Source organism: Sphingopyxis sp. MWB1 (genome assembly GCF_000763945.1).
Lineage (GTDB): Bacteria > Pseudomonadota > Alphaproteobacteria > Sphingomonadales > Sphingomonadaceae > Sphingopyxis.
In genome coordinates this window covers 2,360,860-2,386,489 of record NZ_JQFJ01000002.1, presented here as the reverse complement: position 1 = coordinate 2,386,489, position 25,630 = coordinate 2,360,860, and the positions used below count along the sequence as shown (strand labels likewise).

25 protein-coding genes are annotated in these 25,630 nt (G+C 64.9%); 19 read left to right on the top strand and 6 right to left on the bottom strand.

Going from position 1 to position 25,630, the window contains the following annotated elements; genetic code table 11:
* Positions 1-351 precede the first annotated feature (351 nt).
* Together JV18_RS0111925 and JV18_RS0111920 are read right to left on the bottom strand one after the other, a co-directional pair.
* Complete coding sequence (locus tag JV18_RS0111925; RefSeq protein ID WP_033074665.1) at positions 352-2,238, bottom strand: ABC-F family ATP-binding cassette domain-containing protein; 1,887 nt, start codon at positions 2,236-2,238, stop codon at positions 352-354.
* A gap of 46 nt (positions 2,239-2,284) precedes the next feature.
* Positions 2,285-3,145 (bottom strand): LysR family transcriptional regulator, encoded by an 861-nt coding sequence (locus tag JV18_RS0111920; RefSeq protein WP_033074664.1) that lies wholly within the window; start codon positions 3,143-3,145, stop codon positions 2,285-2,287.
* A 111-nt stretch (positions 3,146-3,256) separates the two neighbouring features.
* Here JV18_RS0111920 and bla point away from each other — a divergent pair, with 111 nt between their 5' ends.
* Positions 3,257-4,147, top strand: a complete 891-nt coding sequence (gene bla / locus JV18_RS0111915) for a subclass B3 metallo-beta-lactamase (protein ID WP_033074663.1) — start codon at positions 3,257-3,259, stop codon at positions 4,145-4,147.
* A 157-nt stretch (positions 4,148-4,304) separates the two neighbouring features.
* Here the strand turns inward: bla and JV18_RS0111910 are convergent, their stop codons facing one another.
* Entirely contained in the window at positions 4,305-5,480 is a 1,176-nt protein-coding gene (locus JV18_RS0111910) for an SPOR domain-containing protein (protein WP_052071963.1), read from the bottom strand.
* 269 nt (positions 5,481-5,749) lie between these two features.
* Between JV18_RS0111910 and JV18_RS0111905 the strand changes: the two genes are divergently transcribed.
* The 6 genes from JV18_RS0111905 to JV18_RS0111880 all read left to right on the top strand — a co-directional run bounded on the left by JV18_RS0111905 (position 5,750) and on the right by JV18_RS0111880 (position 12,710).
* Positions 5,750-6,472 (top strand): ParA family protein, encoded by a 723-nt coding sequence (locus tag JV18_RS0111905; RefSeq protein WP_033074662.1) that lies wholly within the window; start codon positions 5,750-5,752, stop codon positions 6,470-6,472.
* A 14-nt stretch (positions 6,473-6,486) separates the two neighbouring features.
* Entirely contained in the window at positions 6,487-7,272 is a 786-nt protein-coding gene (locus JV18_RS0111900; RefSeq protein ID WP_033074661.1) for a hypothetical protein, read from the top strand.
* A 2-nt stretch (positions 7,273-7,274) separates the two neighbouring features.
* A complete protein-coding gene (locus JV18_RS0111895; RefSeq protein WP_033074660.1) occupies positions 7,275-8,711 on the top strand; it encodes an SPOR domain-containing protein in 1,437 nt (478 codons plus the stop codon).
* A 222-nt stretch (positions 8,712-8,933) separates the two neighbouring features.
* Positions 8,934-11,093 (top strand): prolyl oligopeptidase family serine peptidase, encoded by a 2,160-nt coding sequence (locus JV18_RS0111890; RefSeq protein ID WP_033075309.1) that lies wholly within the window; start codon positions 8,934-8,936, stop codon positions 11,091-11,093.
* Between the two features lie 27 nt (positions 11,094-11,120).
* A complete protein-coding gene (locus JV18_RS0111885; protein ID WP_033074659.1) occupies positions 11,121-11,606 on the top strand; it encodes a GAF domain-containing protein in 486 nt (161 codons plus the stop codon).
* A 171-nt stretch (positions 11,607-11,777) separates the two neighbouring features.
* Complete coding sequence (locus tag JV18_RS0111880) at positions 11,778-12,710, top strand: glycine zipper 2TM domain-containing protein (RefSeq protein WP_033074658.1); 933 nt, start codon at positions 11,778-11,780, stop codon at positions 12,708-12,710.
* Positions 12,711-12,777: 67 nt separating this feature from the next.
* On the opposite strand, the gene JV18_RS0111875 is transcribed toward JV18_RS0111880, so the two are convergent.
* Positions 12,778-14,181 (bottom strand): methyltransferase family protein, encoded by a 1,404-nt coding sequence (locus JV18_RS0111875; RefSeq protein WP_052071961.1) that lies wholly within the window; start codon positions 14,179-14,181, stop codon positions 12,778-12,780.
* A gap of 235 nt (positions 14,182-14,416) precedes the next feature.
* Here JV18_RS0111875 and JV18_RS0111870 point away from each other — a divergent pair, with 235 nt between their 5' ends.
* Entirely contained in the window at positions 14,417-15,643 is a 1,227-nt protein-coding gene (locus JV18_RS0111870; RefSeq protein ID WP_052071959.1) for a M23 family metallopeptidase, read from the top strand.
* A 1-nt stretch (position 15,644) separates the two neighbouring features.
* Entirely contained in the window at positions 15,645-16,028 is a 384-nt protein-coding gene (locus JV18_RS0111865) for a bactofilin family protein (protein WP_235303216.1), read from the top strand.
* Between the two features lie 50 nt (positions 16,029-16,078).
* Here the strand turns inward: JV18_RS0111865 and JV18_RS0111860 are convergent, their stop codons facing one another.
* Positions 16,079-17,797, bottom strand: a complete 1,719-nt coding sequence (locus JV18_RS0111860; protein ID WP_235303214.1) for a GGDEF domain-containing protein — start codon at positions 17,795-17,797, stop codon at positions 16,079-16,081.
* A 270-nt stretch (positions 17,798-18,067) separates the two neighbouring features.
* Between JV18_RS0111860 and JV18_RS0111855 the strand changes: the two genes are divergently transcribed.
* Positions 18,068-18,511, top strand: coding sequence for a GNAT family N-acetyltransferase (locus tag JV18_RS0111855; protein WP_033074656.1), 444 nt, complete (start codon positions 18,068-18,070; stop codon positions 18,509-18,511).
* Here JV18_RS0111855 and JV18_RS0111850 read toward each other — a convergent pair.
* Positions 18,493-20,001, bottom strand: coding sequence for a YifB family Mg chelatase-like AAA ATPase (locus JV18_RS0111850; RefSeq protein ID WP_033074655.1), 1,509 nt, complete (start codon positions 19,999-20,001; stop codon positions 18,493-18,495). The two genes, JV18_RS0111855 and JV18_RS0111850, sit on opposite strands and share 19 nt — an antisense overlap.
* 214 nt (positions 20,002-20,215) lie before the next feature.
* Between JV18_RS0111850 and JV18_RS0111845 the strand changes: the two genes are divergently transcribed.
* The 9 genes from JV18_RS0111845 (at position 20,216) to JV18_RS0111805 (ending at position 25,630) form a co-directional block, all read left to right on the top strand.
* Positions 20,216-20,854: a TetR/AcrR family transcriptional regulator gene (locus tag JV18_RS0111845; RefSeq protein WP_235303207.1), complete on the top strand. Its 639-nt coding sequence runs from the start codon at positions 20,216-20,218 to the stop codon at positions 20,852-20,854.
* An 83-nt stretch (positions 20,855-20,937) separates the two neighbouring features.
* Positions 20,938-21,372 carry a VOC family protein gene (locus JV18_RS0111840; RefSeq protein ID WP_033074654.1) on the top strand — a complete coding sequence of 145 codons (435 nt, stop codon included), beginning with the start codon at positions 20,938-20,940 and terminating at the stop codon, positions 21,370-21,372.
* A 42-nt stretch (positions 21,373-21,414) separates the two neighbouring features.
* Complete coding sequence (locus tag JV18_RS0111835; RefSeq protein WP_235303200.1) at positions 21,415-22,059, top strand: glutathione S-transferase family protein; 645 nt, start codon at positions 21,415-21,417, stop codon at positions 22,057-22,059.
* Positions 22,060-22,061: 2 nt separating this feature from the next.
* Positions 22,062-22,280: a DUF4287 domain-containing protein gene (locus JV18_RS0111830; protein WP_033074652.1), complete on the top strand. Its 219-nt coding sequence runs from the start codon at positions 22,062-22,064 to the stop codon at positions 22,278-22,280.
* A gap of 41 nt (positions 22,281-22,321) precedes the next feature.
* Positions 22,322-23,308 carry an alpha/beta fold hydrolase gene (locus JV18_RS0111825; protein ID WP_081944777.1) on the top strand — a complete coding sequence of 329 codons (987 nt, stop codon included), beginning with the start codon at positions 22,322-22,324 and terminating at the stop codon, positions 23,306-23,308.
* 47 nt (positions 23,309-23,355) lie between these two features.
* On the top strand, positions 23,356-24,024 hold the full coding sequence (locus JV18_RS0111820; protein ID WP_033074651.1) for a glutathione S-transferase family protein: 669 nt from the start codon (positions 23,356-23,358) through the stop codon (positions 24,022-24,024).
* A 28-nt stretch (positions 24,025-24,052) separates the two neighbouring features.
* Positions 24,053-24,763 carry a DUF1428 domain-containing protein gene (locus JV18_RS15790; protein WP_033074650.1) on the top strand — a complete coding sequence of 237 codons (711 nt, stop codon included), beginning with the start codon at positions 24,053-24,055 and terminating at the stop codon, positions 24,761-24,763.
* A 25-nt stretch (positions 24,764-24,788) separates the two neighbouring features.
* On the top strand, positions 24,789-25,334 hold the full coding sequence (locus JV18_RS0111810; RefSeq protein WP_033074649.1) for a GFA family protein: 546 nt from the start codon (positions 24,789-24,791) through the stop codon (positions 25,332-25,334).
* Positions 25,331-25,630: a DUF6958 family protein gene (locus JV18_RS0111805; RefSeq protein ID WP_033074648.1), complete on the top strand. Its 300-nt coding sequence runs from the start codon at positions 25,331-25,333 to the stop codon at positions 25,628-25,630. The genes JV18_RS0111810 and JV18_RS0111805 overlap by 4 nt, the downstream gene beginning before the upstream one ends.

Below are 25,630 nucleotides of genomic sequence, written 5' to 3'. Positions count from 1 at the left end.
CAGAGCCGCAGAGAGAGCAGAGAGAATAGCCGCGTCGCCCCTCCCTCGTCACCCCGGACTATATCCGGGGTCCATTCGACGCTGGCGTCCGAACCAGTGGCAAGAAGGCGGCAAAGCCCACATCTCCTCCCTCCTCTTTCTCCTCTCCGCGCGAACCCAATCTCTGCGCTCTCTGCGCTCTCTGCGCGAACCTTCGGGCGTCTCGCCGGGCGCGCTGGTCATGGCAAGGAGCCCCGGACCCGCCCGGGGGACGAAGCAATCTCCTGCTATCGGCCTTGCAAGGACGCCCGCTGGGAATTGCCTCGCCCGGCTTTACGGGGCTCGCAATGACGATTTAATGGAGGAAGGCGGTCAGGCCGCCGCCGTCTCGATCGCCTCGAGCGCGCCCATCCACGCCGCCTCGACGCTCTCCAGTTCGGACGCCAGCTTGCCGCGCCGCTGCGCAAGGTCGCCCATCGTCAGCTTCGCAAGCGCCGGCTCGGCGCTGGCGGGGTCGAACATCGCGCGGTCGATGGCGCTAATCTGGGCGGCGAGCTTTGCGGCGCGCGCCTCATGCTCCTTGGCTCTCTTGCGGAGCGTGGCCTGCGCCTCGCGCGCCTTGGCCGCTTCCTGCCGCGCAAGCTTCGCATCCTTGGGCTTTGAGGCGGAGGATCGGGCCTCGCCCCCTTCGTCCGATTTGCCGAGGATATAGGCGACATAATCGTCGATGCTGCCGTCGAACTCGCGCGCGGTGCCATTGTCGACGAGCACGAGCCGGTCGGCGCTAAGTTCGAGCATATGGCGATCATGGCTGACGATGATCACCGCACCCTCAAAGCCATTGAGCGCCTGCACCAACGCCTCGCGCGCATCGACGTCAAGGTGGTTGGTCGGCTCGTCTAGGATCAGGAGGTGCGGCGCCTCGCGGGTGATCAGCGCGAGCGCGAGCCGCGCGCGTTCGCCGCCCGACAGCTTGCCGACCTCGGTCGTCGCCTTGTTGCCCGAAAAACCGAAGCGGCCAAGCTGCGCGCGCACCGCGCCGGGCGTCTTGCCCGCCATCACGCGCGTCATATGGCCCAACGGCGTATCGCTGCCGTCGAGTTCTTCCACCTGATATTGGGTGAAATAACCGACGCGCATCTTGCCCGACGCCGCCATCGCGCCGTCCTGAGGCTTAAGCTGCGCCGCCAGCAGCCGCGCGAGCGTCGTCTTGCCATTGCCATTGCGGCCCAAGAGCGCGATGCGATCGTCGGGGTCGATCCGCAGGTTGAGCCGGCTCAGCACCGGCTGGCCCGGCGCATAGCCGACGCTCGCGAGGTCGAGCGTGATCAGCGGCGGGCGCAATTCATCGCCGGGGCTGGGAAATTCAAATGCCAGGCTGGGGTCTTCGGCCACGGCGGCGATGGGCTGCATCCGCGCAAGCTGCTTGGCGCGCGACTGCGCCTGCTTCGCGGTCGAGGCGCGCGCGCTGTTGCGGGCGATATAATCCTGAAGCTTCGCGCGCTGCGCATCCTGTGCCGCCTTCGCCGCCGCAAGCTGTGCCGCGCGTTCGGCGCGCTGGCGCTCGAACGCGTCATAGCCGCCGGGGTAAAGCGTGACCTTCCCGCCTTCGAGATGCAGGATATGATCGACGACATTGTTCAAGAGGTCGCGCTCGTGGCTGATGACGACAAGCTGGCCGGGATAGGCGCGCAAAAAGCTTTCGAGCCACATCGTCGCTTCAAGGTCGAGGTGGTTCGACGGTTCGTCGAGCAGCAACAGGTCGGGGTTCGAAAAGAGCAAGGCGGCGAGCGCGACGCGCATCTTCCACCCGCCCGAAAAACTGTCGAGCGGGCGCCCCTGCATCTCCTCGTCGAAACCCAGGCCGGTCAGGATGCGCGCGGCGCGTGCGGGCGCGGTATAGGCGTCGATGGCGATCAGTCGCTCGTGAATATCGCCCAGCCGGTCGGGGTCGGTGACGCTTTCGGACGCGGCGAGCAGCTCGGCGCGTTCGGTGTCGGCGGCGAGCACCGTCTCGAAGGGCGTCGCGCTGCCGCTCGGCGCTTCCTGCGCGATATAGCCGACGCGCGTCTTGCGCGGCATTTCAATACCGCCCTCGTCGGCCTCCAATTGACCGATCATCACCTTCATCAGGGTCGATTTGCCCGCGCCATTGCGCCCGATCAGCCCGGTACGACTTTTGCCGGGCAGGCTCGCGCTCGCCCGGTCGAGGATGGTGCGCCCGCCAAGGCGAACGGTCAGGTCGTTGATCGTCAACATCGGCGCGCGCCTAGCACGGCGCGGCGGCCAGCCCAAGCCCGTCCGGCTATTGCGCCAAAAGCCAGCTGCGAAAACGCTGCATCGCGTCGCTTTCTGGTCGCGAGATCAGCCGAGTGAGCCAATAGCGGCCAAGATCGACGCTGAGCGCAAAGGGCTGGACAAGCTGTTCGGCGGCGAGTTCGCGGGCGAACATCGACGGCGGCGCGAGCGCGACCCCCAGCCCGGCGGCGGCGGCAGAGGCCATCAGCGCCGAACTGTCAAACATGGGACCGCGCAGCAGCGGCGCGGGCAGCCCCGCCGCGTCGAACCAGCGCGCCCATTCATCGCTGCGATAGGAACGCAGCAGCGGCTGCGCGGCCAGATCAGCGGGGGCGGCGAGCCGCCGCGCGATGATGGGCGCGGCAAGCGGCGCCATCGGCGCCTCCATCAGCGGCTCGGCATGGGTGCCATGCCAGGCGCCATCGCCGAAGCGGATGGCATAGTCGAGCGCTTCGCCCGCCATATCGACCCGGTTGTTGTTGGTCGACAGGCGCAGGTCGACCATCGGATGCGCGCGGGCGAAATCGCCGAGGCGCGGCAACAGCCAGCCGGTCGCAAAAGTGCCGACCACCCCGACCTTGAGCGCCTCGCGGAAACGGCCATCGGCATAACGGTCGAGCGTCGCCCCAACGCGGTCGAACATTTCGGCGAGCACCGGAACAAGCGCATGGCCTTCATCGGTGAGCGCAAGCCCGCGCGGCAGGCGGTGGAAAAGGCGGGTGCCCAGCCTTTGTTCAAGCTGCGCCACCTGATGGCTGACCGCCCCCTGGCTGACATGCAGCTCCAGCCCCGCGCGGGTGAAGTTCAAATGACGCGCCGCCGCCTCAAAAGCGCGCAAGGCATTCAGGGGAAGTTGAGCGCGATCCATATAGTCTGTCCATTAATTAAATTCATGGCTTTGTCGAGAAATCATGCTTTGTCGCGCGCCTTGCCTCCGGGCATTTTGCGGCAGCAACAACAGATAAGGAAGGAGGCGCAGATGTTCGGTGCGACAATGATGATGGCAGGACTGGCCGCGATGACAGCAGCGATGGGGCATGGCCATGACCAGGCCGACGACCCGCTGACCCGCCCCGTCCCTTCTTCCTATACAGAGCAATGGCTGGCCCCGGTTCCGCCTGAAAAATTATTCGGCAACAGCTATCTGGTCGGTTTCGGCGGGCTGAGCGTCGCGCTGATCGACACGGGCGATGGGCTGATACTCGTCGATGGCGCGATGCCGCAGTCTGCACCCGATGTGCTGGCGAATGTCCGCAAGTTGGGATTTGACCCCAAAGACATTAAATTTATTCTGAGCACCGAGCCGCATTTCGATCATGGAGGCGGTATCCCGGCGCTCGCGCGCGATACGGGCGCGACCGTTTTGACCGGCGCGCGCGGGGTGAAGGCGCTGAAAAGCGGGCGGCTCGACGCCGACGATCCGCAGCTTTCCTATGACCACAGCTTTCCCGGCGTCGCCGCACCGGTCCGCGCGATGCGCGATGGCGAAGTGCTGGCGCTGGGCGATGCGCGGATCACCGCCCATGCAACCCCCGGCCATACCATGGCGAGCATGAGCTGGAGCTGGCCCGCCTGCGAGGCCGACAACTGCCGCACCATCGTTTTCGCTGCCAGCCTCAACGCCGTGTCAGGCGATGATTATCGCTATAGCGCCCCGGAAAGTGCGCCCATCGTTGCAGGCTTTGCCCACAGCTTTGCCGTGATGAAAACAATTCCGTGCGACCTTTTGATTACCTCCCACCCCGCAGGCGCCGACAAACGCTATATCGACGCCCCCGGCGCCTGCCGCACCTATGCCGAACAGTCCCAGCAGCGGCTGGAGGCGCGGCTCTTGAAGGAACGGGGCGAAGCGGGCGCAGGGGCGCAATAAGCCCCCTCCTTCTTCTACACCGTCATGGCGAGGAGTCCCGGACCTGTCCGGGAGACGAAGCCATCTCCTGCTGTCGGCAGTGCAGGCCGATGGCTGGGGATTGCGTCGCCCAGCTGCGCCGGGCTCGCAATGACGACGGAGGAAGGCTTATGCGGCCTTAACGCTCGACGACCAGGCAGGCCTGGCCGCCGCGGCGCATCTCGGCACAAAAGCTGTTGGCATCGCCCTTACTCGCAAAGCCCCCCGCCTGCAGCCGGGTGACCTTGCCGCTCTTGACCAGATAGGGCTGGCGGCTCGCAACCGCGGGATATTTGCCTTCCAGCGATTTCCACAAATTGCGGGCATTGGCCTCGACGCCAAAGGCGCCAAGCTGCGCGCGCCACGGGCTGTCCCCCGCAGCAGCGGGGGTCGGCACGGGTGCGGGCGCGGGTGCAGGCGCGGGCGCGGGCCGCGCCGCGACAACTGGCTGCGCGGGCGCGGCAGGCGTTGAAGCCGGTGGCAGCGGGCCGCTGGTCGGCGGCGGGGCATAGCTGGTGCCGGGCTGGGTGGTGACGGCGGCGGCCGCACGCGCCGCTTCACTCGCCGCCTCTGCCGCGCGCGCGGCGGCGGGGCTGGACGGCGTGGCGGAAGCGATGACCGGCGGCGGCGCATAGCTGGTGCCCGGTGCCGAGGGCGGCACCGCCGCGCTCTTGATCGGTGAGGCGGGCTGCGCGGGCGGCGGCGGTGCGGCGGCATTGACTGCGGCCAGCCGCGCGTGCGCCTCATCCTTTTCCATCTGCGGCAGCATGGCGAGGCCGCGCTGCCGCTGTTCGAGCGGGATCAGCTGATCAAGCTGCGACAGCCGCGCCGAGGCCATTTCCAGCCCGGCATCGCTGGCGCGTTTGGTCAGCGCATAGGCGCGCGGCCAGTCCTTTGTCGCCAGATCGCCGTTAAAATGGGCGGTGCCCAGCACATATTGCGCGCGCGGTTCGCCGCGCGCCGCCGAGCGAATGATATAGTCCATCGCCTCTTCGCGCCGATTGGCGGTGAAAAGGATCAGGCCGAGATTATCCTGCGCCTGCAGATGCCCCTGGTTCGCCGCGCGGCGATACCAGCTTTCCGCCTGCGCCAGATCGGTCGCGACCCCGCGTCCCAGCTTATAGGCCTGGCCCAGATTAAACTGCGCGTCGGGATTACCCGCGAGCGCCAGCGGACGCCATTCGGCGACCGCCGCCTGATAATCCCCCTTTTGCCACGCATCGACCCCGGCCTTTACATCGGCATAGGCGGGCACAGCCAAGGTGGCGGCGAGAAAGGGCAAGGCCAGGGTCGCAGCAGCGCGGACAGGCAGCATCGTAATTCTCCAAAGGCGCGAGACCGCGCGAAACGCGGCCAAGGGTCGCGGGCATGGATAGGTTCAAATGGCTAACAGCGCGTTAGCAACATTCTTTACCCCCATAAACTGCCCAATATTGGGACAAGGGATAAAAAGCGTCCGGAAAAGCCTTTATTTACCATCTTCCTCCGCAATCGATTCACCATGGTATCGGCGACGTTAACGCAATTTTAGCGGCCCCCATGTCATTGCCCCCGCGATTATTGGCATTTCCGAGGGGGACGAAGGTGCGGGTTTTGGCTTTGGCTTCACAAAAGGGCGGGTCGGGAAAAACGACTCTGTCAGGCCATCTGGCCGTGCAAGCGCAGCTTGCGGGCGCCGGTCCCGTCGTGCTGATCGACATTGATCCGCAAGGGTCGCTTGCCGACTGGTGGAACGAGCGCGAAACCGATCTTCCCGCCTTTGCCCAGACCACGGTGGCGCGCCTTGCGTCCGACCTTGAAATATTGCGCCAGCAGGGTTTCAAGCTGGCCGTGATCGACACGCCCCCCGCCATCACCATGGCGATCCAGAGCGTGATTTCGGTCGCCGAACTGATCGTGGTGCCGACACGCCCCAGCCCGCACGACCTGCGCGCCGTCGGCGCCACCGTTGACCTGTGCGAACGCGCGGGCAAGCCGCTGGTCTTTGTCGTCAACGCCGCCACCCCCAAGGCGAAAATCACCAGCGAGGCCGCTGTCGCCCTGTCGCAGCATGGCACCGTCGCCCCCGTCACGCTGCACCACCGCACCGACTATGCCGCCTCGATGATCGACGGGCGCACGGTGATGGAGGTCGATCCCAATGGCCGCTCCGCCGACGAGGTCCGCCAGCTCTGGTCCTATATGAACGACCGGCTGGAGAAGAATTTCCGCCGCACCATCTTTGCCGCGCCGATGCCCGCGCAGGGCGGATATGGCGCGGTCCGCCCGATGGGCGGTGGCTTTGGCCGCCGCATCGCGGGCCAGTAAGGGAGCGTGGAGCAATGGGCGAACCCAAACCCCTCGCATCGCTGAGCGCCGGTCTTCTGGCACGCAAGGGCGGCGCACGTCCTGCCATGCGCCGCCAGCCGCTGGGCAGCGGCCCCGTGCCGATGGGCCAGACGGGCTATGACGACCTCGGCTGGAATGACATGGGCTATGATGTCGACCCCGCGCATTCGGACGACGCAACGCGCGTCGATCTGAAACCTTTGCTGCCGGGATCGATGATGCCGCACGACGCGGCGGCGCAGGATGATTTGTCGGCTGGCAGCAATCTCGACCCGTCCGGCGAGGAAGTGGTGCCAGAGGCTCAAGCGCCGCAGGCCTCCGCGCCCGCGTCCGCAGCAGAGCCAGCGAGCCTTGCGCCGATGGTCGACGCGCTTGCCGAACGCGCATCGCGCTCCGCCAGCGCCGATATTTTCGCCGCTGACCCGCCCGAAGTCGTCCGCCAGCAAAAATCGCTGAAGGACCGGGTTGCGGCAGTGGCGCGCAAGGTAGAATCGACCGAAGCGCCCGCGCCGAAAAAATCGGGTGCGCGCGGCGGCGGCAGTGGACGAGGCGAACGCGCCCGTGACAAGGCCGCCTTTACCCTGCGCCTCGATGCCGAACGCCATTTGCGCCTGCGCCTTGCCAGCGCAATCACCAACCGGTCGGCGCAGACCATATTGATCGAATTGCTCGACGATTATCTGGCCTCGCTGCCCGAGATCGACGCGATGGCGAGCCGCCTTCCTGCGGCTCCGCCCGCCCGCAAGACCAAAGCGAGCGCACGGAACAAGGGGGACTGAACGTGAACCGCAAGCTGTTGATGAAACTCGCCGTATCGGGCCTGGTGATCGGGGTCACCGGCACCGGGTGCAGCATGAGCAAAATGGCCAATGCGCCCAGCAATATGCTCGGCACGCCCGATAGCGCCGTCAAATCGGCGGACAAGGCACGCGAAGCGCTGGAAAAGGGCAAGGCCGCCAAGGCCGTCGCCCTGGCTGAAGCCGCGGTCGCCGCAAGCCCGCGCGACGCCGCCTATCGCGCGTTGCTGGGTCAGGCCTATCTCAACGCCGGTCGATTTGCTGCCGCCAGCGCGGCGCTCGGCGAAGCCATGGAATTGGGCGCCGACGATCATAATGTGATCATCGCGCTCAGCCTTGCCCACATCGCCAATGATCGCCAGCGCGCCGCGGTTAATCTGCTCACCGAACATCGGCGCAGCATTCCGGCTGCCGACCTTGGGCTGGCGCTGGCGCTGGCAGGCGACAATAGCGGCGCGCTTTATGTGCTGACCGAGGCGGCGCGTGCCCCGGGCGCCGATGCCCGCACGCGCCAGAATCTGGCGCTGGCGCTCGCCCTGTCGGGGCGCTGGGCCCAGGCGCGCGTCCTTGCCGCGCAGGACCTGCCGCTCGACAAGGTCGAACCGCGCATGGCCGAATGGGCCAAGCTTGCCGAGCAAGGCGATGGCAGCATCCGCGTCGCCAGCCTGATCGGCACCAAGGCGCAGGGCGATGACGCCGGAATGCCGATCCGCCTCGCGCTCGCCAATTTCCCTGAAACCCGTTTTGCTGATGCCGGCGCGGCAGAAGAAAGCCAGGCCCCCTCGGCCCCGGTGCGGTTCGCCATGGCCGACCCAGCGCCGGTCGAAGCCTATGCCCCGCCCCCGCCGCCGGCCGATATGGCGAGCGCGGGCGCGATTCGCAGCGTCGAGCTGCCGATGCCGAAACGCGGAGCGAGCGGCGTCGAGCCGGTCGCCGAACTGCCCGAACCCGCCCCCGCGGCCTCCGCCGAAGTCATTCTGGCCGATAACACCCCCTATCGCGCGGCGCCCGAAGATGCGGCAAAGCCCGCCGAGCGGCTGCGCCCCGCGCAGCGTCAGGCGCTGGAACTCGCCACCGACATCATTCCCAAGGCGCTGGCCTTCAACGCCAAAAAGCCCGACGGCTGGGCGGTGCAGCTGGGCGCCTATGACAGCCTGGCGGTCGCGAAGGAAAAATGGGATTCGCTGAAGCGCGCCAATGGCGTCCTCGCCAATTATCCGGCATCAAGCCATGCTGCGGTGGTGAAGGGACGCACCTTTCACCGGCTGACGGTCAACGGGCTGGCGAGCCGCACCGATGCCGACAATCTGTGCGTCCGGCTGAAGGCACAGGGTCAGCCCTGTTTCATCCGTTCGATGGAAGGCAGCGAGAAAATTCAGTGGGCCGCCCGCGCGCAACAGCTTCGCCTCGCGGCGCGCTGACCTCGCAAATATCATAGGCGCTACAGGCGCTATCGGGAGGCGGCCTGCGGGCCGCCTCTCTTGTTTTGGCGGATCGACCGGCCATTCGCGCGAGGCAAGCGGGCTTGCCAAATCTTCTTGCCGCGCTGCTTACGATGCTTACATTGGCGCGCACGATAATTTCTTATCCAATGACATTTCAATGAAGCCAATGAGGATCGCCTTGCCATGTTCCCCAAAGCCATGCCCCGCAAATTGCTCCGTACGCCGCTGGCGCTCGCGCTGATGATGACGCTGCCCACAGCCGCCACAGCCGCCGATGATGCCGCGACCAGCGCCATGGCTTTGCCGCTTTCCTATCCCGACACGCCGCGCGGCGACACGGTCGATCCGCAATTTGGCGTCAATGTCGCCGACCCCTATCGCTGGCTGGAAGATGATGTTCGCGTCAATCCCAAGGTCGCGGCGTGGGTCGCGGCGGAAAACAAGCTGACCGACGCCTATCTCGACACGCTCCCGGGCCGCGACATTTTCGCCGGCCGCATGACCGAGCTTTATAATTATGAGCGTTTCGGCCTCCCGAAAAAGGCAGGGAAGCGCTATTTCTACAGCCGCAACGACGGGCTGCAGCCGCAATCGGTCCTCTATGTCCGTGACGGGCTGAAGGGCGAAGGCCGGGTGCTGATCGACCCCAATTTATGGGCCAAGGACGGCGCGACGGCGCTTGCCGAATGGACGCCGTCGGAAGATGGCAAATATCTTCTTTATGCCGTGCAGGACGGCGGCACCGACTGGCGCATCCTGCGCGTCAAGGATGTTGCGACCGGCAAGGATCTGCCCGACGAGATCCGCTGGGTGAAATTTTCGGCGATTGACTGGGCCAAGGATGGCGGCGGCTTTTTCTATTCGCGCTTTCCCGAGCCGGACGAAGGCGCCGCCTTTCAGTCGCTCAACGAAAATCACACCGTCTATTTCCACAGGTTGGGCACGCCGCAAAGTGCGGATGTGCTGGTCCATGCCACCCCCGACAAGCCCAAGCTCAACAACAGCGCCATCGTCACCGATGACGGCGCGTATCTGCTGGTCATCGGGTCCGAAGGCACCGACGAGCGCTATGGCCTGACGCTTTATCCCATCAAGGGCGGCATTGGCGCGCCGGTCACACTGGTCGATGATTTTGCGAACAACTGGGAATATGTGACCAACGAAGGTACGCGCTTTACCTTTGTCACCAACAAGGATGCGCCGCGCCAGCGGCTGGTGTCGATGGACATCGCCAATCCCGGCGCGCTCACCGAACTGGTCGCCGAAAATGAGGCGACCTTAATTGGCGGTTCGCGCGTCGGCAAGCGTATCATCCTCTCCTACCTCGGCGATGCCAAGTCGCAGGCGCGCATGGTCGCGCTCGACGGCAAGCCGGTCGGCGATATCCAGCTCGGCCAGATCGGATCGGCATCGGGCTTTGGCGGCAAGGCGGGCGACCCCGAAACCTTTTACGCCTTTTCCAGCTTTGCGCGCCCGACCACCATCTACCGGCTGAACAGCGAAACCGGAAAAAGCGAGATATTTGAAGAGCCCAAGCTGACCTTCAACCCCGATGATTTCAACGTCGAGCAGCGTTTCTTCACGTCAAAGGACGGGACGAAAGTGCCGATGTTCCTGGTGAGCAAGAAGGGGATCGACCGCAGCGGCGGCGCCCCCACCCTGCTTTATGGCTATGGCGGGTTCAACGTCTCGCTGACCCCCGGTTTTTCGCCGACGCGCCTTGCCTGGGTCGACAAGGGCGGCGTGCTCGCCATCGCCAATCTACGCGGCGGCGGCGAATATGGAAAGGCATGGCATGACGCGGGCCGTCTGCAGAACAAGCAGAATGTGTTCGACGATTTCATCGCCGCGGGCGAATATCTGATTGCCGAGGGCATTTCCGCCAAGGGCAAGCTGGCCATCGAGGGCGGATCGAACGGCGGTCTGCTCGTCGGTGCGGTGACCAACCAGCGCCCCGATCTTTTCGCCGCTGCCCTGCCCGCCGTCGGGGTGATGGATATGCTGCGCTTCGACCGCTTCACCGCCGGGCGTTACTGGGTCGATGATTATGGCTATCCGTCGAAAGAGGCCGATTTCAAATATCTGCTGACCTATTCGCCCTATCATAACATCAAGGACGGCGTGGATTATCCGGCCGTGCTGGTGACGACCGCCGACACCGACGACCGGGTCGTGCCGGGGCACAGCTTCAAATATATCGCCGCGCTGCAACATGCCGAGGCGGGCGACAAGCCCCATCTGATCCGCATCGAAACGCGCGCGGGTCACGGGTCGGGCAAGCCGACCGACAAGATCATTGCCGAGGCGGCGGACAAATATGCCTTTGCCGCCAAATGGACCGGCCTGACGGTCGAATAGGTCCACAACCAAAGGAGCCGTTGCCCCATGTCCTATGACCTCAGCTTTGGGGCGACGGAGCCTGCCGAGCGCTGGGCCGAAGCCGGTGAAGCCGCCGCCGCGCTGGTTGCCGGCGAGCCCGACGCCATTGCCAATATGGCCAATGTCGCCGCGCTCATCTGGCAGGCGATTCCCGACCTTAACTGGGCAGGATTTTATCGCTTTGACGGGACCGAACTTGTGCTCGGCCCCTTTCAGGGCAAGGCGGCGTGCATCCGCATTCCGCTGGGCAAGGGCGTGTGCGGCGCCGCCGCGCACTTGCGCGCCACCCAGCGGGTCGAAGATGTCCATGCCTTTCCGGGGCATATCGCCTGCGATGCGGCGAGCCGCAGCGAACTGGTGGTGCCCATTGTGGTCAATGACCGGCTGATCGGCGTCCTCGACCTCGACAGCCCCCTGCCCGCGCGCTTCAGCGCAGCTGATCAGGCAGGGGCCGAAGCGCTGGTCGCGCGCATCGCCCCGGCGCTCGGCTGACCGGCGCCGCTGCCACCACCCGCCATTTACCCCGCTTCCTTACCCCCTGCCCCATTATGGGACGCAGGGCGGAAGGTTAACGGATTCGCGCAAACGGGTCATATTTGCTAACACACTGTTAACCAGCCGGCCCATCCGATTTATGGCCGGACGCGATACAGGGAGTTAGACATGCGCAGCATCTTGCTTTTGGGCGCGGCCACCGGGTCGCTGCTGCTGGCCGGACAGGCGGCGGGCACCGAAACGCAAGCCCCCCGGCTCGATTATGGGGCGCCCGCCACGGTGGATACGCGCGTCTATACCGGGCATCCCGACCGGGTGCCGAGCGAAGTCGAATATCGAAGCGCGGAAAGCTATCATCAAAGCTATCGGCATAGCGGCACCAGCTATGCCCCGCCGCCGCCCGCCGATGCGACCTTCCACGGCAGCTATGATGCCGAGGGTCGCTGGACGGGCACTTGGGACGGCACCTACGAAACGCGCGACGGGCGCCGCTATGACGGGCGCTATGAAGGTACGGTCGAGGGCCGTCCGGGATATGAGCATGGCCAGGCCTATGGCTATGCGCCGCCGCCGGGCGGCTATCCGGGCGGATATATGTCGGCGGAAGATCAGGACATGGCCAGGCGCTGCGGCCATGGCAGTCAGGTGGGGGGCGCGGTTGTCGGCGGACTTGTGGGGGGTCTTGCCGGCAACCGTATCGCAGGCAAGGGCAATCGCACCGCCGGGACGCTGATCGGCGGCGGCGTGGGCGCGCTGGCCGGGGCCGCGATCGGCAATGCCGCCGACCGCAAGAAATGCGAACAATGGTGGGCCAGCCGTTCGACCCATTATCAAGGCAGCGGATATTATCAGGGCCATCCGGGCGGATATTATCAGGGTGGATATTCCAGCGCCTATCACGGCGGTTACGGCTATGGCTGGTATTCGCCGGGGGTCGTGGTGGTGACCACCATCACCAGCGGCGCGCCCGCGGTCACCGAAACGGTCGAGACGACGACGCGCACCTATTATGAAAATGTGCCCACGCGCAAACGCATTGCCAAGAAGAAAAGCTGGAAACCCCGGCCCAAGGCGAAGCCCAAGCCGCGCTGCGTCTGCTAGGCACCAAATGATCCATAAAAAGCCCGCCCCGGATCATCCGGCGGCGGGCTTTTTTGTGAACTTCGCCTCAGGCAACCGGGCCGACGCGCGGATCGGGCTCCAGCCGGATCAGGGGCCGGCTCCGCCCCGTCAATCGCGCGAACAGACGCGGGACCAGCGCATGATGCTGCGCCCAGTTCCAGTAAGCGACATAGGCGGGATCGGCGAGCAGATGCTTTTCCTCGGTCTTGGCCCGCCAATAATAAACGCCGCTGACAAGGCCGAGCAGCACGACATTGCGTACCGCTTCGATCCATCCGCCACCGGTGACGAGGAAGGGCAGGGCGCCGATCCACCAGCTCAGATTTTTCGCGACATAGGCCGGGTGGCGCGTAAAGCGATAGGGCCCATGGGTGATGATGCCCCGATGCGTCAGATTGGAAAAGCGCAGGCCAAAGGCCATGGTCGCCCAGCTATAGACCGCGATCAGCAGGCAGAGCAGGGCGCCCCAGATGATCATCAATGTCTCATTGCCTGCCAGCCAATGGCCCCAGTCAGCGCCATTCACCCGATAATCGAGCGGCCCGCCATTCATCAGGATGAAGGGAGGATAACAGATAAGCGCCGCCACCCACGCCATGCCATAGGGATTAGCGGTGCGGATATGCGCGTCGAGCGGTTTCAGCGTCAAAATATAGCCAACCGTCGCGACATGGACATCGACCAGATAGAGAAGATTGATCGTCCAGATGGCGATCATATAGGGATTGGCGAGCACGTCGCGTATCGGCACGCTGACCAGCGCCGAGAAATTGCCGGGCACGATCGACAGCATGAAGGCGGTGAAAAAACCCTTCACTGCCCAAGCGCGAAAATGATGGCCGATGGCGCGCCGGTCGGCCTCGCCCCCCGCCGTCAGCAGCCAGCGCCCAAAGGCATAGCAACCGTCGCGCGGCTCGACCGAACGGCGGTCGATGATCAATATATAGGGCACCGAAGCCAGCAGCAGCCAGGGCGCCACCGCCGCCAGCAATTCCATCGCGAACAGATATTGGCCCGACCAATAATAGCGCAGCACGATATAGGCGGCGGCGATCAGCCCCCAGGTCGCCCACAGGCCGACAATCTTGGTCAGACTGATATCCAGCGTATCGCCAAAGGGCCGCTCCAGCGACCAATCGATGCCGGTGGTCGGGTTGCGGTGCACCTTGTCGATGAAGATCGACCAGAGCACCATGGGAATGGCGCAGGCAAGCACGCTGGCCACCGCCGATCCGGGCCCGCTCATCACGCCGCGGTTCCCCCAGTCGATGCCCAGAAAGGCCGCGACCTCGGGCGCATAGCGCGCCAGCAGCAGATAGGAGAAAAGGCCGACGATCCCGGCAATGCCAACCCCCGTGCTGACAGCCGAGCGGGGTCGGGTAGCGGGAATGCTGGCGGAAGCAGTGTCCGGCTGCCCACCCTGGGCGATAGGGTCTTGCGTCGCGGTCATGGGCACGCCCTAGCTGAAAATGGTAAGCAAGCCGTCAATAATATTTGCACCGATTCGAGGCTGGAAAATAACGCCAAATCGGCAGCGTTCCCTCACCCTGACACCACTCACCCCGTCTCCGGTTCGATTCGCCGCGACTCGGGCGGCAAAGATTCGCGCCGCCCCCTCTGCCCTGATATTGGCGCTGACCACATGGGGCGGAGGGCTCCTTACAAAATAAAGACGGGGTCGGGACTTGTCTTCGCAAACAACGGGCCTGCGCCAGTGGCGCCAGCGCTTATCCGCGCTGTTTCAGGACCATGAAATTTTTATCCGCACGCACGGGCAAGTGCGCTTTCTGCGGATCAGCGCTCGCTTGCAAAAGCGCGCGGCCATGCTGCTTGGCGCTGTGCTCATTCTGTGGGCCGGCGTGACCTTGGCCTTTCTGGTCAACCAGATGCTGACCGCCGATGAACGGGCTGAGGTCGCGCAGAAACAAGCCGCTGCCGCTGCCGCTGAACAGCGCATTGCCCGCTATCGCAACCGCGTGGGCGAAATGGCCGCCGACCTTGACGAGCGGCAGGCGCAGCTCGAAGAATGGTCGAAGGTGCATTTCGGCGTCGAGCCCGGTGCGATCCAGGCGCCGGAAGACGGCGCGGACGGTGCGGACGGCGCCGTCAAGGACGCCGAGACCACCAGCCAGCCGGTTAAGACCAGCGCTGTCATCGATCCCAAGCTGCCCCCCGAGGCGCAGATATTGGCCAAGCTTGCCGCGCGGCAGGAGGATTTTGCAACCCGCCTGCTCTCCGCGGTCGAAGAACGGGCGGACAAGGCTGAAGTCGCCGTGGCCAAGCTGGGCCTGAACCCCACCGAACTGGTTCGCAACGCATCGGCCGGTCGCGGTGGTCCTTTCATCCCCTATCGCGGCAAGGGCAAGGGCAAGGCAAAGGCCTTTGGCCCGTCCTTTGCCGCGCTCGAAGGCGCGCTGTTCCGCATGGAAGTGCTCGAACGCACGCTTGTCGCCGTGCCTTCGGGCAATCCCGCCGACGTCCTGATGATGTCATCGGGCTTCGGCCATCGCCGCGACCCCTTCACCGGCGCGAGCGCCATGCACTCGGGCCTCGATTTCCGCGGCCCCATCGGCACCCCCATCCTGTCCGCCGCGCCGGGCCGGGTGAGCTTTGTCGGGCGCAAATCGGGCTATGGCAATGTCGTCGAGGTCGATCACGGCCAGGGAATCATGACCCGCTATGCCCACTTGTCCGCCTTTACCGCCCAGGTGGGCGAACAGGTGCGCGCGGGGCAGCAAATCGCCAAAATGGGTTCGACTGGTCGTTCGACCGGCAGCCATTTGCATTTCGAAGTCCGTTTGAACGGCGTCGCGGTCAATCCGCGCCGTTTTCTGGAGGCAAAAGCCGATGTTCTCAAAGTCAAAGCAGACGCCCGCCAGCGCGTCGGCTCCGTCGCCCGGGGCGCCAGCTAAGATGGCGACCGGGGCGCATCATACCACTTTTTCGATCCTGGGATCGGACGTGGTCGTCACCGGCAATGTCTCGGCCAGCGTCGATCTGCATGTCGATGGCCGCATCGAAGGCGATCTGAAATGCGCCAATCTGGTGCAGGGCGAAGCGAGCGAGATCAAGGGCGCGGTCATGGCGGAGACCGCCAAGATCGCCGGGCTGATCGACGGGTCGATCGAGGCGAAAACGCTGGTCATTCACGCCAGCGCGCGCATCACCGGCGACGTTGCCTATGAAAGCATCACCATCGAAACCGGCGGCAAGGTCGAAGGCCGGCTAAGCCACCGCCGTCAGGGCGAAGGCACCGCCAAATTGCCGCCCCCGCTGGAAGTCGTCCAGAACAGCTGATCCCGGCAAAAGGCTGGCCCGCTATCTCCGGGCCGCCACAGCCGCTATCGTCAACCCAGCGCGCCCATGGGCGCTGCCAGCGACGCCGCCGCGCCGGTTCCATCGGCGCAGGCCGCGCCGCGCCGCACGCGCACCCGGTTGCGCCCGGCGCGCTTGGCATCATAAAGGGCGGCATCCGCCAGGCGGTAAAGCCCCTGAAAATCGCTGGCCGGATAAATTTCGGCCACGCCGATGCTGGCGGTGACGCAATGCTCGCCCAGCACCGCGCCATGATCGCATTCGGCGATGGCGCGCCGCACGCTTTCGGCAAAACCGTCGAGCATCATGCCGTCCAGGCCGATAACCAGCAGGCCGAACTCCTCTCCGCCCAGCCGCGCAACCGTGCATGCCTCCCCCTCCCACCGGGCAAGGCAGGCGGCGATACCGCACAGCACCTCGTCACCCGCTTCATGGCCAAAGGCATCATTGATGGACTTGAACCGGTCGACATCGACCAGCAGCAGCGCGACCGGAATCGCCTGCGCACTGGCTGCGTCCAGCAAGGGAGCTACATTGTCGGTAAAGCCCCGGCGATTGAGAAGCCCCGTCAGCGGATCGTGCCGCGCGAGCCGCTGCGCCTGCGCCTCTGCCGCGCGGGCATGGTCGCGTTCGATGCGCAGCCGGGCAAAGCGCCTTGTGGCCGACGCCGCCAGCCACAGGGCCTGCCAGGCCGCGGCGAGCAGCACTGGCAGCTGTGACCCGCCGCCCCAGAATCCATGGCCGACATCGACCAGATGAACAAAGGCGAGCGCCGCCATCGGCAATCCCCAAGCCGCGAGAAAATCGCGTGCTTCCACCGATCCCCGGCGCCAGGCCCAGGCCAGATAGAGGATGACAATCGCAAGATCGGCCAGAATGACAAAACCCAGAATCTGCGACAGCAGGCCAAGCTCCCCCGTGCGCATCATCGCAAGCGGAACGCCCGCCAGCCCCACCCCGATACCAAGCAGCAGCGCGGTCAGCCGCAAGGGCGCCGGGGCCGCATCCACCGCTACCGCCTTCACCGCGCTCAGCGTGGCGAGCGCGACGGCCAAGCAGGCAAGAAAAGTCGCAAGCTGCGCCGACACGCTTCCCGCCAGCCCGGGGAAAAGCGCCAGATGCACCTGCGACCAGATGGCGCCCCACAGCAGCATCGTCGCAGACCATCCCGCCTGCCATGCCAGATAGTCGCGGCGCACCGCCACGGCGAGCGAGACGCAATAGATGCAGCCGACAAGCAGCAAGGTCAGCGCCGCCCCGACCGCCGCCGCCAGCGTCGCGGACTGCATCGCGGCTTCCTCGCGGGGCAAGAGGCGCGCATTCAGAAATTCATGGCCCGCAAGGCCATCGAACCGCAGCATGACATGGGTAAGCGGCGCCGATCGTTCCGGCGCTTCGAACATAATCTGTCCGCCCGCGCGCCAATGATTGCCAAAGGCGCCTTGCGCGACATGATCCCAGTGCACGGCGCCATCGGCATAGACAAAGGCGACCGCCAGCCGGTCGGTGCGCGTCTGCCGCACCATCAGCGCGACCGTGTTCCCATGCTCCGGCAAATCCGTCAGATCGGCGCGCAGCCACAGGCTCTCTTCCTGATAGCCGCGCGGCGTCCCGCTGCACTGAAATGCCAGGGTGGAAAAATCCTGATCGGTCAGCGTTCGCGAACTGACAGCATGGCACAGCGGATCATTGACGTGGAGCGAGGTGGCGCGGGCGGAAAAGGGCGCAAAAAGGATCAGGACCGCCAGCAAAGCCCAGCAGCCGCGCCAATATGTCCGAGATGCCCCCACCCACATATTTCACCCCTCGCATCAAAAGCTTGGGATTTCTTTACTGCCCCGCTTTTGGCTTTGCGGCCCTGTGCCATTTCGGAACAGCAATTGACAAGCTTTTGCGCGCCGGGGTGTGCATGGCGCCGAAAAAAGGTGGGGAAGAAGATCCGTATTCTTCCTGACCGGCGCTTGCGGGGCCACTATATCATCGCCAGACTTGCTCTTCGCCGCAATAAACGGATGAGGCCCATGGACGATTATATTGCCGCCTTTGAAACGCCGTCGGTCGCCGATTATTGCCGCCTGCGCGCCGAGGCGGGGTTGACCCCGCGCAGCGAAACCGCCGCCGCCGCCGGGCTCCCCCACACGATCGTCGGTGTCGTCGTGCGGCACCAGGGCCGCGCCGTCGCCATGGGCCGCGCGGTGGGCGACGGGCTTTTCTATCAGATCGTCGATATGGCGGTCGAACCCGCGCACCAGGCGCGCGGGCTAGGCAAGATGATCATGGCGCGCTTGATGGCGCGCCTGCGGGAAATCGCTCCGGCAGAGGCATATATCAGCCTGATCGCCGATGGCGATGCGCATCACCTCTACGCCCAATATGGCTTCGCCCCGACCGCTCCCGCCTCGATCGGCATGGCGCAGTGGATCGGCCGCAAACAAGCCGGAAATGATCAGGCGCGCGGGGGCTGACGACGATAGGAAAGCGCTTCGGCCACGTGAACGCGCCCAACCGCGTCGGCGCCCGCCAGATCGGCGATGGTGCGCGCGACCCTTAATATGCGCGTATAGGCGCGGGCCGACAGACGCATGGCCTCCGCGGCTTGCGCCAGCAGCTTGCAGCCCGGCGCGTCAGGAGTTGCGACTTTTTCTAGCAGCGCGCCGTCGATCTCGGCATTGGTGCGCGCCTTTTCCCTGGCATAGCGTTCGGTCTGGACCGCGCGCGCCGCCGCAACGCGGGCGGCCACTTCGGCGCTGCCTTCGGCGGGGGGCGGCAGGGCGAGGTCGGCGGCGCTCACCGCTTCGACCTCGACATGCAGGTCGATGCGGTCGAGCAGCGGGCCTGACAGCTTTGCCTGATAATCGGCGGCGCAGCGCGGCGCACGGCTGCAGCCGAGCGACGGGTCGCCCAAATGGCCGCAGCGGCAGGGGTTCATCGCGGCAATGAGCTGAAAGCGCGCGGGGAAGGTCACATGGGCGTTCGCGCGCGCAACGCTGACCTCGCCGGTCTCCAGCGGCTGGCGCAGGCTGTCGAGCACCGCGCGTTGAAACTCGGGCAGTTCATCAAGGAAAAGAATGCCCAGATGCGCGAGGCTGATTTCGCCGGGCCGTACGCGCAGGCCGCCGCCGACCAGCGCGGGCATGGACGCTGAATGATGCGGCGCGCGAAAGGGCCGGGCGCGGATCAGCCGCCCGCCCTCCAGCTGCCCCGCAACCGAGGCGATCATCGACACTTCCAGCGCTTCGGACGCGGTCAGGTCGGGCAAAATGCCGGGCAGGCACGCCGCCATCAGCGATTTTCCCGCGCCCGGCGGGCCTGCCATCAACAGATTATGTCCGCCCGCCGCCGCAATTTCGAGCGCACGCTTGGCGGTTTCCTGCCCCTTCACTTGCGCCAGATCGGCGCCGCGCACCGGCGCCTCGACCACCCCCGGCACCGGCGGCAGCAGCGGGGCATGCCCCTTGAAATGGTTAAGCAGAGCGAGAATATCCGGCGCAGCCAACACCTCCACATTCCCTGCCCAAGCCGCCTCCCCCCCTTGCGCCACGGGACAGATCAGCCCCCGTTCCACACTGCCTGCATGCAGCGCGGCGAGCAGCACGCCGGGCGATGCGGCGACGCGCCCGTCCAGCCCCAATTCGCCGACGACTACATAAGCGGCGAGCGTTTCGGGGTCGACCACCCCCATGGCGCCGAGCAGCGCGAGCGCAATAGGCAGGTCATAATGCGACCCTTCTTTAGGCAGATCAGCGGGCGACAGATTGACGGTGATCCGCTTGGGCGGCAGCGCCAGGCCAATGGCCGAGAGCGCGGCGCGCACCCGCTCGCGGCTTTCGGCGACCGCCTTGTCGGGCAGGCCGACGACCGCAAAGGCGGGAACGCCCGGCGCCACTTGGCACTGCACCTCCACCGCGCGCGCCTCCAGCCCCAGATAGGCGACAGTGGAAATGATCGCGACCATGTAGCAGCCCCCACGCGGCGAGCGCTCCGCCCGCTTTGACAGGAGGCCTGTTTTACGAGCCGTCCGAGGAAGCGCGAGCGCTATTACTGCCGGTCTCGCAGCATTGCCTTGCGGGGGCAGTGCAGGGAGCGGTCGCCCTTCATGCCCACTGCGCAGGCTCCACCCTTATCGGCGCCGTTTGACAACATACCAACCAGTCGGTATGCAAATGATCATGATGACGAATCACCCTTTGCCTTCCTCTCGCACCCCGCGCGGCAGCGCGCGCGACAAGCTGATCGCGGCGGCGCATCAGACGGTACGCAAGCAAGGCTATGCCGCCACGACGGTCGACCAGATTTGCGCGGCCGCCGGGGTGACCAAGGGCGCCTTTTTCCATCATTTCGAATCGAAGGAAGCGCTGGCGGTTGCGGCAGCGGAAGGCTGGACCGAGCGCGCCCGCCCCATGTTCGAAATGCCGCCGCATACAAAGCTGGAGGATCCGCTCGACCGTTTGCTCGGCCATATTGATTTCCGGCTGGCGATGCTGGAGGGGCCGGTAGAGGATTTCACCTGCTTCGTGGGCACAATGGTGCAGGAAGCCTTTGCAACCAGCGACGCGATCCGCCGCGCGTGCGAAGGCAGCATCAACGCCTATTGCGAAGCGCTCGCCCCCGATATCGAAGCCGCTATCACCCGCCACGGCATTTCGCACGGCGTGTCCGCCATCAGCCTCGCGCACCATGTGCAGGCGGTGCTGCAAGGCGCCTTCATCATGGCCAAGACCACCAATGACCCCGCCATCGCACGCGACAGCGTCACCCATTTAAAGCGCTATATCCTCCTGCTCTTTGGCAAGGATGGCCAGCGATAACCGCAATTACCCGCTGCGTAATTGCATCCATGACCCAAGAAGGAACATCCCCCAATCATCTGTTCAGCCCAAGGAGAACAACGATGGCCAAGATGATTTTCGTGAACCTGCCCGTGACCGATCTGGATCGGTCCAAGGCCTTTTATGAAGCCGTGGGCGCGGCGAATAATCCCGCCTTTACCGACGAAACGGCGGCCTGCATGGTCTTTACCGACAGCATCTATGCCATGCTGCTGACCCATGAAAAATGGGCACAATTCACCAGCAAGACCATCGCCGACGCACATCAAAGCGCGCAGGTGCTGCTGTGCCTAACGATGAACAGCCGTGAAGAGGTCGATGAACAGGTTACCAAAGCGGTTGTAGCGGGCGGCAAGGCCGACCCGACGCCGACACAGGATCATGGCGGCTTCATGTATGGCCGGAGCTTTGAAGATCCCGACGGCCATATCTGGGAAATCATGTGGATGGACCCTGCGGCGGCGAGCGGCGACATGCCCGCCGAAACCGCGGTCTGACCAAAAGCGCTCCCGATGCCGCGCCTCCCCTCTCCCCGGATCATGATCAGTGTCTTTGAACGCTCTCCCGATCAGGGGCGGGGCCTCGCGCGCGATATGCCCGTCCGCTGGGCACTTGAGGAAGTGGGCAGGCCCTATACGACACGCCCGCTGTCCTTTGCCGCGATGAAGGCGGACGCGCACCGGGCGCGTCATCCCTTCGGCCAGATACCGACGTTCGAAGAAGGCGGGCTGGTGCTTTTTGAATCGGGGGCGATCCTGCTGCATATCGCCAGCCACTATCCCGGCCTCCTGCCCGCCGAGCCCCATGTCCGCGCACGCGCCATCGGCTGGCTATTCGCGGCTCTCTCCACCATCGAGCCGCCCATCCTCGACCGCGAGCGAGCGCATTATCTGGAAAAGGATGAGCCATGGTACGCCCAGCGCATGCCGCTCCTCGACCAGGCTATCCGGTCGCGGCTCACCGATTTGTCGCGGCGGCTGGGAAAGGCCGATTGGCTCGACGGCGATTTCAGCGTCGGTGACCTTGCGATGGTCAGCGTGTTGCGCCGGATCGAGGGGGCGGGGCTGTATGAGCTTTTCGACAATATCACTGCCTATGTCGCGCGGGCCACGGCGCGCCCTGCCTTTACCCGTGCCTTTGAAGCGCAAAAAACGGCCTTCGCCTCTTATGAAAAGGAGAGCTGATCATGTCTTTCCAAAGCTATCTCGACTATATCGAAACCAGGACGGGGCGCTCGCCCGCCGAACTGCATGCCGAGGCCCGGCAACAAGGGCTGGCCGATGACACAGGCCTTGCCCCCGGCGTGAAGGCCGGGGCCATCATCGACTGGCTGAAGGCCGATCATGATCTGGGTCATGGCCACGCCATGACCATTGTCGCGTGGATCAAGGGCAAGCGAAGCTGACCCCCTGCCTTGGCCACATTTTTTGCAAAAAGGATGATCCGATGCCCTCACCAGCACCTTTCCTCCGTCGGCGGCACCCCGGCCTTGCCGCTGCCCTCGTTCTGATAGCAGGGATGGCGGCGCTCACCGCCCCATCGCAGCCGCTTTACGCCCAGTCGCCCGCGTCCAAGGCGAGTGATACCACCGCAAAGAGCAAGAGCCGGTCCGGTTATGCTGAGGTGAAGGGCGCCCGCTTTCATTATGAAGTGCATGGCGACCTGGCGTCGGACAAAAAGCCGCTGCTGATGCTGCACGGCGCCTTCATGTCGGGCGAGGCGATGAAACCGCTGGTCACCCCCTTCACCGCATCCCGCCCCGTCATCACCATCGATGCGCGCGGCCATGGCCGCACTGGCGATATCGCCGGAACTTTCAGCTATGACCAACTGGCCGACGATGCCGCAGGGGTGCTTGCCGCGCTGGGGGTGAAGCGCGCCGATGTGCTCGGCTATTCGATGGGCGGCAGCACCGCCATTGCGATGGCGGTCCGCCACCCCGCGCTGATCGACAAGCAGATCGTCATTTCCGGCAGCGCCAGCCTCGACGGCTGGGTGCCCGAAGTGCTGGAGGGCATAGCCACGCTGACCCCCGAATTTTTTGCGGGGACACCGATGGAACGCGATTACAAGCGGCTGTCGCCGACCCCCGATGCCTTTCCCCGGCTGGTCGAGGCCATCAAGCATATTGATACGGTGCCCTTTGCCTATAGCGATGCCGACCTGCGCGCCATTCCGGGCAAGACGATGATCATCTTGGGCGATGCTGACGGGCTGACGCTCGACCATGCGGTCAAGCTGTTCCGGCTGCGCGGCGGCAGCGATATCGCCACCGCCACCCAGGGCTTTATGACCGCACCGCCCAAGGCGCGCCTGTCGGTGCTGCCCGCGACATCGCACATCGGCGTCATGGCCGAAGCCGCGACCATCGCGGCGCAGGCCCTGCCCTTTCTCGACGAACAAGCGCCGCCCATGCCCGAAGGTTTTTTCTGACAAGCGTAGCACCCTTCCTCCCTCCCTTTTTTGCAAGGAGACAGAATATGCCCGTGACCGACCAGGCCGATATCGTCATCACCGCTTTTGACTGGGTTCCCGATTTCGCGCGCGGCTTTGTCCGCGACCTGCGCCCGCGCTGGGCGTGCGAGGAGTTGGGGCTCGATTATGCCGAGCATCTGATCAGCGCGATGGAGCGGCCCGCCGATCATTATCGGCTCCAGCCCTGGGGTCAGGTGCCGGTGCTGCGCGATGGCGAAGTGACGATTTTCGAAAGCGGCGCCATCCTGCTTCATCTCGCCGAAAAGGATGAGCGGTTGATGCCCGCCGACCCGCAGCGCCGTGCCAACGCGATCGCCTGGGTCTTTGCGGCGCTGAACAGTGTCGAACCGATGATGTTCGAACTGGGCAATGTCGATATTTTCGCAAAGGATGAGGAGTGGGCCAAGCTGCGCCGCCCCGGCCTGATAGACTTTATCCGCACCCGCCTCACCCGCCTGTCCGACGCGCTGGGCGAGAAGGACTATCTGCTCGACGATTTCTCGGTCGCCGATATCGCGATGGCGACTGTGCTGCGCGAAGGCGTCGAGGCCGGGCTGGTCGCTGAATTTCCGCACCTGTCAGCCTATCTCGACCGCTGCACGGCACGCCCCGCCTTCACCCGCGCGCTCGAGGCGCAGCTCGCAAGCCTGCGCCTCAATCCGGTCGCAGCCTGATATCCCCCCTGCCCAAAGGAGAGCGACAATGACCTATGTTGAAGGATTTGTGTGCGCCGTCCCCACCGCCAACAAGGAAGCCTATGTCCGCCATGCCGAAGCGGCTTGGCCCTTGTTCAGCGAATTTGGCGTTGTGCGAATGGCCGAATGCTGGGGCGACGATGTCCCCGACGGCAAGGTGAACGACTTTCGGGGCGCGGTACAGGCAAAGCCCGACGAAAGCATCGTTTTCAGCTGGTTCGAATATCCTGACAAGGCAACGCGCGACAGCGCGACCCAGAAAATGATGAGCGACCCGCGCATGCAGAAAATGGGCGCCGAAATGCCCTTTGACGGCAAGCGGATGATCGTCGGCGGTTTTGCGGTGCTGCTCGACCAGGGCCCCGGCGGCGCCATGGGCTATACCGACGGCTATCTTGTCCCGGTGCCCGCCGGAAACAAGGACGCCTATCGCGCGCTTGCCGAAAAGATGGCGCCGAAATTCGTCGAATGCGGTGCCACCCGTGTCGTCGAGGGCTGGGCCGATGATGTGCCCACGGGCGAGGTTACCGATTATGCCCGCGCGCTCCACATAAGCGGCGATGAAGTCGCCATTTTCAGCTGGGTCGAATGGCCCGACAAGGCGACGCGCACCGCGGGCTGGGAAAAAATGAGAGCGATGCAGGGCGACAGCGACAAGACACCCTTTGACGGCATGCGGATCATCTATGGCGGCTTTGTGCCCGTGATCGACCGCTGATCCGCTGACATCTCGGGATATATTCATGAGCCGCCACGTCCATCAACATCCCCGCCGCGCCGCCTGTTCCTGCGGGCAGGTGGCGTTCGAACTCAGCCGCGAACCGATAATGACGGTCAGTTGCCAGTGCCAAAGCTGCCAGACAGCGGGCGCGCATTTTGCGGCGACGGGCACGTCGACGCTCGACGACTATGCCGGCACCCCCGTTGTAATGTTCCGCAAGGACCGGGTGCGCTGTATCGCGGGGAGCGAACGGCTCGCCGATTATCGCCTGTCCCCCGATGCCCCGACGCGGCGGGTGGTCGCCGCATGCTGCAACACGCCGATGTTCCTCGAATTTGAAAAGGGCCATTGGCTCAGCATCTATCGCGATCGCCTGCCAGTGGGAGACCGCCCGCCGGTCGAGCTGCGAACGATGACCGCCGACCAGCCGCCGCATATCGAGCTGCCCGACGATGTGCCCAATCTGTCGCATCATTCGGCCCGCTTCATGTGGCGCCTGCTCGCGGCATGGGTCGCCATGGGCTTTCGGACGCCCCCGATGGCGCGCATTTTGAGAGACGCCGCATGAAGGACGACGATGCCCGGATCGAAATGCTGAACATCAACAGCCTCCATCATGTCGTGCGGGTCGACCGCGCCAAATATGAAGCGATGCGCGATGCGATGCTGGCGGTGGTTCCGGCTTCCCCGCCCGGATTGACCGCTGCCGAGATAAAGACGAAGCTGCTGCCCCTGCTGCCCGACGCCCTGTTTCCGGGCGGTGCCAAGGCGGGCTGGTGGCAAAAGGGCGTACAGCTCGATCTAGAAGCGCGGGGACAAATGGCGCGCGCTGCGACAAGGCCTTTGCGTTTTTACCGCCTCTGA

What these genes read in the sequence shown, in the direction of transcription:
- JV18_RS0111925 (WP_033074665.1), bottom strand. Translation starts at nt 2,238, where the DNA reads ATGTTGACGATCAACGACCTGACCGTTCGCCTTGGCGGGCGCACCATC.
- JV18_RS0111920 (WP_033074664.1), bottom strand. Translation starts at nt 3,145, where the DNA reads ATGGATCGCGCTCAACTTCCCCTGAATGCCTTGCGCGCTTTTGAGGCG.
- bla (WP_033074663.1), top strand. Translation starts at nt 3,257, where the DNA reads ATGTTCGGTGCGACAATGATGATGGCAGGACTGGCCGCGATGACAGCA.
- JV18_RS0111910 (WP_052071963.1), bottom strand. Translation starts at nt 5,480, where the DNA reads ATGCTGCCTGTCCGCGCTGCTGCGACCCTGGCCTTGCCCTTTCTCGCC.
- JV18_RS0111900 (WP_033074661.1), top strand. Translation starts at nt 6,487, where the DNA reads ATGGGCGAACCCAAACCCCTCGCATCGCTGAGCGCCGGTCTTCTGGCA.
- JV18_RS0111890 (WP_033075309.1), top strand. Translation starts at nt 8,934, where the DNA reads ATGCCCCGCAAATTGCTCCGTACGCCGCTGGCGCTCGCGCTGATGATG.
- JV18_RS0111885 (WP_033074659.1), top strand. Translation starts at nt 11,121, where the DNA reads ATGTCCTATGACCTCAGCTTTGGGGCGACGGAGCCTGCCGAGCGCTGG.
- JV18_RS0111880 (WP_033074658.1), top strand. Translation starts at nt 11,778, where the DNA reads ATGCGCAGCATCTTGCTTTTGGGCGCGGCCACCGGGTCGCTGCTGCTG.
- JV18_RS0111875 (WP_052071961.1), bottom strand. Translation starts at nt 14,181, where the DNA reads ATGACCGCGACGCAAGACCCTATCGCCCAGGGTGGGCAGCCGGACACT.
- JV18_RS0111865 (WP_235303216.1), top strand. Translation starts at nt 15,645, where the DNA reads ATGGCGACCGGGGCGCATCATACCACTTTTTCGATCCTGGGATCGGAC.
- JV18_RS0111855 (WP_033074656.1), top strand. Translation starts at nt 18,068, where the DNA reads ATGGACGATTATATTGCCGCCTTTGAAACGCCGTCGGTCGCCGATTAT.
- JV18_RS0111850 (WP_033074655.1), bottom strand. Translation starts at nt 20,001, where the DNA reads ATGGTCGCGATCATTTCCACTGTCGCCTATCTGGGGCTGGAGGCGCGC.
- JV18_RS0111845 (WP_235303207.1), top strand. Translation starts at nt 20,216, where the DNA reads ATGATGACGAATCACCCTTTGCCTTCCTCTCGCACCCCGCGCGGCAGC.
- JV18_RS0111840 (WP_033074654.1), top strand. Translation starts at nt 20,938, where the DNA reads ATGGCCAAGATGATTTTCGTGAACCTGCCCGTGACCGATCTGGATCGG.
- JV18_RS0111835 (WP_235303200.1), top strand. Translation starts at nt 21,415, where the DNA reads ATGATCAGTGTCTTTGAACGCTCTCCCGATCAGGGGCGGGGCCTCGCG.
- JV18_RS0111830 (WP_033074652.1), top strand. Translation starts at nt 22,062, where the DNA reads ATGTCTTTCCAAAGCTATCTCGACTATATCGAAACCAGGACGGGGCGC.
- JV18_RS0111825 (WP_081944777.1), top strand. Translation starts at nt 22,322, where the DNA reads ATGCCCTCACCAGCACCTTTCCTCCGTCGGCGGCACCCCGGCCTTGCC.
- JV18_RS0111820 (WP_033074651.1), top strand. Translation starts at nt 23,356, where the DNA reads ATGCCCGTGACCGACCAGGCCGATATCGTCATCACCGCTTTTGACTGG.
- JV18_RS15790 (WP_033074650.1), top strand. Translation starts at nt 24,053, where the DNA reads ATGACCTATGTTGAAGGATTTGTGTGCGCCGTCCCCACCGCCAACAAG.
- JV18_RS0111810 (WP_033074649.1), top strand. Translation starts at nt 24,789, where the DNA reads ATGAGCCGCCACGTCCATCAACATCCCCGCCGCGCCGCCTGTTCCTGC.
- JV18_RS0111805 (WP_033074648.1), top strand. Translation starts at nt 25,331, where the DNA reads ATGAAGGACGACGATGCCCGGATCGAAATGCTGAACATCAACAGCCTC.